6 protein-coding genes are annotated in these 10,545 nt (G+C 37.1%); all 6 read right to left on the reverse strand.

Annotation, left to right across the window (positions count from 1 at the left end; translation table 11 throughout):
• Window positions 1-141: 141 nt before the first annotated feature.
• Window positions 142-810, reverse strand: a complete 669-nt coding sequence (locus AB1422_10470; GenBank protein ID MEW6619740.1) for a class I SAM-dependent methyltransferase — start codon at window positions 808-810, stop codon at window positions 142-144.
• A gap of 304 nt (window positions 811-1,114) precedes the next feature.
• Window positions 1,115-2,059 (reverse strand): flagellar motor switch protein FliM, encoded by a 945-nt coding sequence (fliM, locus tag AB1422_10475; protein ID MEW6619741.1) that lies wholly within the window; start codon window positions 2,057-2,059, stop codon window positions 1,115-1,117.
• Between the two features lie 293 nt (window positions 2,060-2,352).
• Complete coding sequence (locus AB1422_10480; protein ID MEW6619742.1) at window positions 2,353-2,892, reverse strand: flagellar basal body-associated FliL family protein; 540 nt, start codon at window positions 2,890-2,892, stop codon at window positions 2,353-2,355.
• Between the two features lie 360 nt (window positions 2,893-3,252).
• Window positions 3,253-3,450, reverse strand: coding sequence for a flagellar FlbD family protein (locus AB1422_10485; GenBank protein MEW6619743.1), 198 nt, complete (start codon window positions 3,448-3,450; stop codon window positions 3,253-3,255).
• A 551-nt stretch (window positions 3,451-4,001) separates the two neighbouring features.
• Window positions 4,002-8,489, reverse strand: a complete 4,488-nt coding sequence (locus AB1422_10490; GenBank protein MEW6619744.1) for a flagellar hook-basal body complex protein — start codon at window positions 8,487-8,489, stop codon at window positions 4,002-4,004.
• A gap of 915 nt (window positions 8,490-9,404) precedes the next feature.
• On the reverse strand, window positions 9,405-10,545 hold a 1,141-nt coding region (locus tag AB1422_10495), incomplete at its 5' end, for a flagellar hook-length control protein FliK (GenBank protein MEW6619745.1).

Below are 10,545 nucleotides of genomic sequence, written 5' to 3' on the forward strand. Positions count from 1 at the left end.
AATTTGTTGTTTTCCACAATCAATTTCTACCTATTTCTATAAATTTCAATCTATTTCTATTATCTTATCTCCATATCACTCTTATCTCCTTATCCCCTTTCTTACACTTTTGATATATAGCCTGAATGGTTACCTAAAGTTTTATAATTTTTGGGCCGTAATTATCCAGCGAGAGTCTTTCTTAGATAAATCCAGCCCCATTAATCTTTCCCGACATTCAAGGTCGGTAATTTCAAAATTCACCAGTAATTCTTTTATCTCATTCAGGCTAAAGAAATGTTGCGGTAGGTTTCCTTCGACATCGCCTGGAAGAAGGAATGTTTTTTCTTCGATTTCCTCTCCTTTACCACATTCTGTATCACGGTCTGAACGAAGTGCTAAAAATAGTATTCCTTTTTGCGTCAGGACTCTTTCAATCTCTTGTATTCCTTTTTTTGCCTCTTTAATTAAGATATGGTCTAAAGTTCCCAGACAGATAACCACATCAAAATATTCTGAAGGATATGGTATTTGGGTTAGTGTATTTTTTTTTAGTTCTGCGGTTAGACCTTCCTGGTTTAACCAATTTTGTGTAATCTGGAGTGATTTTTGTGAAATGTCTATTCCATAGACATTAAAGCCTTTTTTGGCTAAATAGATGAGGTGTCTTCCATTACCACAGCCTAAATCTAAGATGCGGTTCACTTTTCTTTGTTTTCTTTCAATCTCTTTCGCCACAAATTGAACCAGGCACTCACCCGGAACCCACATAACATAAGTTCCATCGCCGTAGAATTTATCCCAGGTTTCTTCAAATTTATAATGTTCCATATTTGTAACTATTCAACCACAGATGGGCAGGGATGAAATACTGATTTTAATTTTTGGTAACCGTTCACTTAATCCTTTACCGCAGAGACGCAAGAGTTCGCAGAGAGGAAAATATCTTTTTTTTCGTGTTTTTCGCTGTTTAAAAAGGCTTAAAAACAGTTAGTTAAAAGTAAGTATTAAAAGATTAATAAACAACGAAAGACCCGAAATGCACAAAAAAAAGAAATTTCTGTCTCTGGTGAATAGATTTTAATTTTTTTCTCTGCGTCTTTGTGGCATCTTGCGGTGAACGGTTACTGTAATTTTACTCCTCTCCTCCTGAGTCAATGCGTCCAATTATTTGTGTTGCTATGCGAGTTCCGATAATTCCTGGTCGGCATTTAAACTTAGGTATTTCATTGGCATACATAACTAATGGCTCATCCACCTTAGTTTTTAATCTCATGACATCACCTTCTTTTAATTCTAACATATCTCGCATAGTTACTTCAGTTTTACCTAACTCTACAATAAGAGGGATATTTACATCGGCTATAGTTTTTCGCATTTTAGCCATATCTTCCGGGGAGACGGTTGATTTTATTTCTTCTGATAGGGCAGGTTCACCTTCACCAGTGAATTTTGAAATTATTGGTTCTATTGTAAGGAAAGGTAGGCAAAGAGTCATATTTCCTGTTGTTTCACCTGTTTTTACTTCTATGGTTCCAACAAGTACTTTTTCCTGCGGGGAAGTAATCTGAACAAACTGTGGATTTGATTCAATCCTTTTGACCTGAGGGGTTAAGGTAATTACATTTGCCCAGCCATTTTTTAAATCTATAACAAAATCTCTCATAATACCTTCTACCACCTCAAATTCAATATCTGTCAATCCACGTGTCAGTGAAATAACCTCACCCTTACCACCTAATAATCTATCAATAAAATTAAATATCACATTAGGCGTTACCTCAATTAACGCCATACCTTTCAACGGACTCATATCTATCATTCCGAGCACCGTTGGGACTTGAATAGTTTTGACAAAATCAGCATAGGCAAATTGAGTAACGGTTAAAACTTTTGTTTGAACTGTAGAGGCTAATTTAGCCGATAAAGAGGAGGCAACTTTCTGAGAAAAGGCATCAAATATTACTTGTAGAGAAGCAATTTTTTCCTTACCGACATCTTTAGTTTTTCTAAAATCAAATTCTACAACCCGTTTTTCAAGCTCTTTTAAATCCTCGGTTATATCTTTTTTTTTAGTCACCTTATTTTCCCCCGGTATTTATAGCAGTTATTATTCAAAACTTTACTTAGAATTAAATTTTCTACCAATATATCGTTCCTACGGAACTGCTTGATTTGTCTATCTATTCCTACCAATATTATGTTCCTAACGGAACGATTATTCTCATGCCTTATTTATGGGTATTATCCTATGTAAACTTCCACTTAATAACCGCTATAGAATTGAGTAAACGGTCAGCCAGTGATGAGTAAGCAGAACTCAGTGACTATGGATTTTCGGCTCATTGTTCACTGGATAGTGAGCACTCATACCTATTGAACAAGTATTTGAAAATGGATATCCTCAATTTTCCCTTCTCGTAATATCTCATTGAGTGCCTTTTTCAATTCTTCTTTTAATGCCTTTTTCCCCTCAACGGTTCCTACCTCTATTGTTTTCCCTATGAGAACAGTATTAATAATATCCTTAATTTGAGTTTCTCGTTCACCTAATTCTGCAGATAGCATATCATATTTTTCAGCATCATAATATAAAGTTACATCACTAATTTTAACATAGTGGTCTTCTTCAGGGTCAGATAATCTGGCGAGGTATGCCCCAATCTGATAAACATGTAGAGGTTTTGGAGGGAGTTTTTCCTCATGAGTGGTTTCTGGTTCAAATTCTAATTCAGGTGGAGTTGCTCGTTTTCCCGCGACGAACCAGGCAACAAGAGCGGCAATTACAAGGACTACTACCGCCACAATCGCTATCATCAGTATATTTGGTAAGCCACCCTTCGGCTTACCTTTCTCTTCACCTTCTGCGGCCTCTTCACCCGCAGTTGCTTCTGCTTTTTCCTCTTCTGCCATAATAGATTACTCCTGTAAATATCTTGTAACTATTCACCACGAAGAGCACGAAGGACACGAAATGGAATTTAAGGTCTTGTAATTTTCGGTAGTGTCTGACAATAACTACAATTCTTTTAACCACAAAGATCACAAAGAGTTTCACAAAAGAGTCAAAGATTTTTGAGAGAATAAATTTTTCCCTTTATTTCTTTGTGTATTCTTTGTGTACTTTGTGGTTAATTTCAGAGACCATCTAATTTTCTTCGTGTTCTTCGTGGTGAATAGTTACGCGCATCCAATGACTCTATTCGATAATTCATCAAATTTCACTTCGTGCTCTCCGTGCCCTTCGTGGTGAATAGTTACCGCCGTAGTTTTTCAATCTTCATTTCCAAACATCCCCATCTTTTTCCGATATTCTATAATTCTTGAAATTATTGTCTCAATATTTTCTTTCACGATATATTTGGTTCCGGAGATAAGGGTTATCGTGGTATCAGGGTTAGCTTCCATATTTTCGATTTGATGTGGGTTAAGAAAAAATTCACGACCATTAAGTCGAGTTAGTTTAATCATTTATCACCATTAAAAAGGCACAGTGCCAGGTGAAAGAATATATTTCTCTCTGTGCAATTTGTGGATTATTTGACTTGCACAGTTTGAATTATTTCCTTCCACCTGACCTATGCCTCTGCCCCAGTGACTCGTACGTGTTTAGCGTGTTCCAAATTGCGTTGATTTGAGACTTAACTCTTTGTTAAACAATAGGATACCGGTGCGAAATATTCCACAAGGAGTTTAATGCAAATATCAAACTGTAAAAATCAAAATGACAAAGCAAAATGCAAAAATACTTGTAAGGCAATAAATTAAACACGAAGTCAAGATTTTTGATATTTGATATGTCATTTTGCATTTTAATATCTAATTTTTGATTTTGTATTACACAACTTGTTGTGTTTGAAGTAGTTTCGCACTCAGTCAGTACCATTCATTTGTGCTCTCTGACCACGCTAAACAGGTACGGTGACTCTGGTCACCTTCCTAAAATTTCATTCTTTATCTAAAAATGTAACCTTTAACTGGTGGAAAACTGTGAAAAATATAGGATGTGTCCCTACTTTCTATTATAGTCTCTTCATCGCGATAATATCAATAAACATTTGGTCTGCGGTAGTTACGGTTCTTGAATTAGCCTGGAAGGCGCGCTGGGCAATAATCATATCAGCAAATTCTTGAACTAAGTCAACATTTGATTTCTCTAACTGACCTGCACTTATCGTTCCTCGTCCATCTAATCCTGGTTTACCTATGGAAGAAGTGCCAGAATTAACTGTTTCCGCAAAGGTTGTTGCATCAAGTTTTGCCAGACCACTTGGATTATCAAATTTAGCCATAGATATCTGGCCAATATCTTGCGTTTGGCCATTATCATATTCAGCAATAACTACCCCTTCTGAATTTATCTTTGTTTTTTCATCAATAAGTTTTCCTATCCTATATCCATTCTGTTCACTTACCTTTGCTGTAGATGGGTTTGAAGAAAGTTGTGTAACTTGATTAAAGTCAGGCATAATTTTACTTGGATTTTGACCCTTTTCTGGTGGTGGTGCACCCTCAGTTTCTGGTGGAGTAGGTGTTGGTGGTGGGTCAAAGTATATCCCTTTATATCTTGAACCCGGGTCTAACGGGTCAGATGGTGACTCAAATATTTGAGAATTTTCTTTATCCAGTAGACCATTACCTGTAAAGGCTAAGATACCATATCCCGCTATCTTCTCTCTTTCTACTGGATTCATTATATACCACAGCCATTTATTGTAACTTAATCTCTCAAATTGGAAATTCCCTTTATAAGGATTTCCCAGAGAGTCATAGATATCTTGCGGAGTAGTATATTGATATTCTGATTGTAGTTTCAGATTTGTGGTTACTGCCTCTCCAGAATCGGCTAATTGAGGAATAGCGTTACTTGGGTAATTCGTTTTCGTGGTATTTGGTGTAAAGGTGATATTTTCTGGTCCTTCATTTCCATTAGGGATAAAGACATCAACCGCCAGCGGGAATATCCGACGATAATCCACGGTTACTTGACCCGCACCTAATGTCCCTGGATTTCTCACCTCCCATATAGTACCAGTTGGGTCTGGCATATAGTATTGTGAACCAGCATTTGGTTGTAAAAGGATACAATCAACTCCATTAGTTCCTTTGTTATCTTCGAATATCCAATCTGTTCGTGGTATAATTCTGCCATCTACTTTTACAACTAAAGATGTATCATCTACATCTGGATTATCTAAATCAAACGAATTTAATCGGGTATAACTTACCAGGTAAGACCCTGGTGTTGTCAGAATTATTTGGTCCCTTCCACCAGGTCCGGTGCCGTCTGAAAATACCCAGGAATTTTCACCTACAACTCCCCCTCCAATGATATTCTTTATCAGAATAGTTGATTCATCTACATCAGCATTATTCAGGGTAATAAGTGCCGTGCTTCCCCTATACATTCCTTCGTCAATCACCTGGGTACCACGCCTTCCCAGACCTGCTTCACCTACTTCTTCATTTCTAATCACATTAGGTATGATATTTACTCTAAATAAATCATTTCCTGTCCCAAACAATCCTGTTGTTTCCCTCCATCCATCTTCTGGTCCAGGAACCTCTATTTCTAAATCCATAACAGAGTTATTATTACCTCCAACCTTTGTCCCTGTAGCAATATTGATTGCAGAAAAGAAAGGATGTAATCCTGTTTCTTCCAGGGTTATTTCATCACCCTCTTCACGACTTCTAATGCTAAATTTATCCATATCGGCATGATAGGTTAGAACTACCCTGGCTTCACTGGCATTGATTTCATCGATTAAAGCATTTATTGTTGGATAATTAGCCGGAGTGATTGACCGCGACATATATATTCCACTTCTCGAGGTAATTTTGATTGTTCCATCTACCGTGCCTCCTTCAAATTGGTCCCAACCAGCGGCCAGGTTTAGTGTTCGGTCTCCGCTTAATACCTTTGAACTACTGTAAATAACTGGAGAAGCCTCTGTATCAACATAATTATCAATTACCTGACCATTTTTATCTAATTGTAATATCCCTCGTGCCTCTACGGTTTTATTATAGTAATAGTCTGCCACGATTGTATCTGTTTCCTGAACCGGTGAATGGGGGACCCCAATCCAGGCAAGCCCAGGATTTAGAATATTAGCCGCTGTCCAGAAACCATTAACATCAGTCTGGTGAATTCTGATACCAAGATTTGCCGGATTAGTATTTATCAAATAGAATCTATCCTTTTGTGGGTCATATCTAAGAATAAGCGGCATTGGTGAGGCAAGGATATCTGAGTAAGCATCATTAAAGAGATTAATAAACGATTGCACCGTGCCACTTCTAGTGCCTAAAGTTCCTCTCAGTCCGTCGGTCCATACCTGATGAATATTATTATTCGATGACCAGCTGGTCCACACACCCGGACTTACTTCCCACATAACAGAAACACAACTTGAAAGTGCAGGCACAGTATTGAATCCACCTCGGAGAAAAGATTGTGTTAAATCTAATGTATTTTTTACTATCTCTTCACGGCTTTGCGGATTTGCATCAGCGGCTATTGTTACCCAGCTTTTACCTGGTACGGCATTCATATGAAATCCTTCTCCGGGTAATTTAGCCAGACTAAGAAATCCCGCTGAGTTGGTTTGAATCGCTGAAATTGCCTGAGTATTCGTCATAAAAAATTTATCTTCTTTAGCACTATATGAGAGTTTCACAATACCATTTGTTTTGGTTTTTACAAGAGACATAAATTCTTCCACTGAGTTAAATGTGCTTAACATTGGTGATGTCCAGTCTCCACCTTGCCATCTAAATGTTACCTGACTGGCAAGCATTGAACTTGTCCACAGACCAGTAGCCGCGGCACACCAATTAAACCCTGCCTCTCTAAAAGCTCTGGTAACATTTAATGTATCTGTTACCACCTCTTCACTACTACTTGCTGAATAGAAAGTAATCTGGTCATTTCCACCTACACCCTGGTTATTATGGAATTTATAGGTTGTGCCTGGTTGAACCTGACCGTTTACCTTTATTTGTAATCTTGTTGGGTCAACAGTTGAATTATGCATATTATAACCATTTCTTTTATAATCAACAGCAATTGTGGCTCCGGCTAAAGGTGCATAAGGAAAATATAGTCGGTCAACACCATTTGAAGATACTCCAAATCTCATATCCTCACCATCATCATCAAAATAATAAATAGAAGTTTGCTCTGAATTAGTAACAGCCATAGATGCCTTTCCGGCTAAAGTAATCATCATTGAACCAGTTGGTTTAGTAATGTATACCTCAAGAGTAGTAGGGTCTATATCCGGGTCACCTAAATCAAACACTTTGGTGACACTATCACCCATACCTATTATTTTTCCAACGACTTTACCGGGGTCCAGGGAATTTGGGCCTCGCAGTGGGTCACCACGTTCGAAATGATAAGCATTAGTTGTGATAAAATTAGTGGTAGTTGGGTCAACTGCCTTCCAGCGATAATAATTACGGTCTGGATGTTGCGGGTCAAGAAGATGTTCAAATTGGAGTTCCATCCTGGCATTGACATTATAGGTAAATGGTGCTTGTTCTGTGCCGCTCGTAATGAATACTTGCGTAAAGAACCCATGCCCTGGTGTATCAGCTACCTCACCTAATGATACCTCAGCATCTGCATTATCTGGTGTAATAATAAATTTATCACTTTCATATTTGATGGTTACATTTGCTTGTGCCGAGATATTGATTGCATTCATCAAGGCAGAAGGTGTTTCATATCCACCTTCTCCTCCAACTTTATATGTTACACCATTGATAATAATTTTCCCATCAGGTGTTTCATTAAATCCTGCCTGGTTCCACGGTTTTGTAATGTCTATTCCTCCCCGGTCTTTGGAAACTGGCACGACACTCGCCACACTTTTCATAAAAGATAAATTTTTAAAATCTACCGGTAATACTTGTTGAGATTTGAGGTCACCTGTAAATTTAACAGACTCAGTGGCTTTCCCGGGCATAATATCACCTTTAATTATCTTTACCCCTCTCAATTCACCAGTACTATCGATTATAGTCCTATTAGCCGCATCTTTTAGAAGTTGTCCTGTAACAGGGTCTCTCTGGGCATTCCACCCTAAAACCTTAAATCCATTTCCTGGATTTACCAGATTTCCATCCCTATCGAAATCAAAACTTCCTGCTCTTGTATAGCGAAAGTTAGGACTCACACCGTCACTCAGAATAAAAAAGCTTTTTTCTCCATTTATGGCTAAATCAGTATTTCTCCCCGTAGGCTGTAATTGACCTTGTGTAAATACTGTCTGGATAGTAACCAGGTTTGTCCCTAAACCAACCTGCTTTGGGAGTATACCTCCCACATTCTCACGCGGTGCTACCGCACTTTTAAGATTTTGGTTAAGAATGTCTTCAAACGACACACTCGACCGCTTAAAACCAGTAGAGTTGATGTTGGCTAAATTTTCCCCTATTACATCTAACCACATCAAGTGAGATTTTAAACCACTTACCCCTGAAAAAAATGATCCTATCATTTAAATCCTTCCTCCCTTTTTTTAATTTTTGTTACTATATTATAGAAATTTTTTTGTATGTGCTTATCGTTTATGGTTACAAGGATGCGTTTGGTTTTCGTAAAAAGTTTAGAGTTTCGATTACCTTAATTCGAGGTTCTCCCCCACGCTCCAGCCGGATTTTTTACCCAACCTCTAATGCACACCTTAAACGAAACGCCTTTCGTAACTATAGAACGCTAAACAGATACATATTGTCATATAGTATATAAATTAATCTCTTTTTTGTCAAGTAAAATTTAACAATTTATGTAAAAAAAATATTATTTTATCTTATCTCATTGTAATTGTTAGACTTACAATCTACCCATAAAATCGGATAGATTCTCCTGAAAATAGGAAGTAGAGAGTAGAAAGTAGAGAGTAGAGAGAAAATCTTTCCTCCACCTGTTTTTTCCTATTTCCCCTGAAAATGTCCGTAAGTTATTGTAATTGCTTGACTTACAAAACTACATTTTTCATCGTCATTTGTGAGTCGTAGACTCATGAGCGTTTCCCCTGAAAATAGCGAATTAGTGAATTAGAGATTAGTGAATTAGTATAGTATCCACAGACTCGTATCCTCTGGTTTAGAACAGATATTCCCCCTTAATAAAGGGGGTTAGGGGGTTGTTCTTCCATTATTTTCATCCCCTTTCCCCTGAAAATAGCGAATTAGTGAATTAGAGATTAGTGAATTAGTATAGTATCCACAGACTCGTATCCTCTGGTTTAGAACAGATATTCCCCCTTAATAAAGGGGGTTAGGGGGTTGTTCTTCCATTATTTTCATCCCCTTTGTGAGTCGCAGACTCATGAGCGTTTCCCCTAAAACCTGAACCATCAAACCCATTTTCATCTTCCTTTGTGCCCACTCCCTGTGGGCATGAGCGTTTCTCATGCTATAAAATCAATTTTTGAGATAAACCAAAATAATTTATTACCACCTGGACTTGCATTTATTAATATCCTATTCTCATCACCTCTTTCCCCCACCTTTTCGTCCTCTTCATTGTAGGAAGATATTTTTATATTATCAATATACCTTTGATGTCTTTCTTCTAAATTTTTTCCTGGTTCCTGACCAACATAGACTTCAATACCCTGTAAATCAAGTCCCTTTTCTACAAGGATTTCTTTTAAGGAAGCAAGTTCTGACTCAATTAATTCTTTTAATTCAAAGTTTTCTACGACAAATTTAGCGAATATCTTTCCATCCTGCTGGGTTATTTTTAATTCTAATTTACCCAGATATTCGGGCTTGAGTTTAACCTGAATCTCCGAACTATCTTTTTTCAGATGAAGAGATGCTTCTTCTATGAATTCATAAAGTATTTCCTTAAATATTAAATTAGTCATACTTGCATCAGGTAATGAAGCTGGGATTTCTACCCTATTTGTCCCTTGAATCGCTGAATTGTAAGTTAAATTTATATTATTATCCTTTAATACCCCAGATTCATCTTGCTGATTTACTCTATTTTCAGTAAAGACTATTCTCTTTTTTACTGATTTAAACATTTCTGGTAAATTTATAAATGATTTTTGTTTATCTTCTGGTTTAATGTTATCTTCCTCTTTTTCTCTCTTAAAATTCATACTCTCTTGAAATAATACTGGTAGTATTCTATGGAGTAATTCTACTCCTTTTTCTTGATGCATTGGAATAAAAGTATTTTCTTGTGGTTTAAAAATAGGCAATTTAGACATCTCTTCTATCTTTTCAACTCCTACTTTTTGCATAAGTGATAATAGTGAATCTTCATTATTGCGGATTGCGGATTGCGGATTGCGAATTGGGTTATCATCTATAAAATTTTGGATTTTAGATTTTGGATTTTGGATTTGTGGGATATCTATCTTTATCGTTGTCCCAACTACTAATTTCGGCTCCTCTTTTTTAACCTCTGGTGGCATATTATGTTTTGGTTGTTCTTGCTTTGTTTCCATTTCTATCTTCTCATCTTTTATCATCGTCCCGAGTATTATTTCCGGCTCCTTTGCCTTAACCTCAAACGGCTTACCAGTATTTAATTGC

Source organism: bacterium (genome assembly GCA_040757115.1).
In the GTDB taxonomy this organism is placed as follows: domain Bacteria; phylum UBA9089; class CG2-30-40-21; order CG2-30-40-21; family SBAY01; genus JBFLXS01.